The organism is Clostridium sp. AM33-3 (assembly GCF_003480315.1).
In the GTDB taxonomy this organism is placed as follows: Bacteria; Bacillota; Clostridia; order Lachnospirales; family Lachnospiraceae; genus Brotaphodocola.
Map to the genome: position 1 here is coordinate 1 of NZ_QUIV01000054.1, position 361 is coordinate 361.

The 361-nt window shown below is 41.8% G+C and carries 1 pseudogene; it reads left to right on the forward strand.

Annotated elements, in window-relative coordinates:
* Positions 1-19: 19 nt before the first annotated feature.
* Positions 20-361, forward strand: a pseudogene (locus DW819_RS15445) (hypothetical protein); the annotation flags it as partial.

The window sequence follows — 361 nt, forward strand, 5'->3', positions numbered from 1 at the left end:
TTACAACGGAGAACAGAAAATGGAGGAACGAGCCATCCTTCGTCTGTCTGATCTTTATCACCCCAGAACCGATCATCCATACCTGGAACTGGAAACACTGGTATTAAACATTAACAAAGGTTATAATGCAGAATTAATGGAAAAATGCCGGGAGCTTCATGACTATTCCGCGTTTGTTGCATTGGTCCGTGAGAAACGAAAAAACGGTATGAACCTCAAACACGCAGTCAATGAGGCAATTGATGAGTGTATTCATCAGGATATCATGGCAGATTTCCTGCGCAGGAACCGAGCGGAGGTTGTGAAAATGAGTATCTATGAATATGACGAAGAAAAAAACTACAAAATGCTTCAGGAGCAA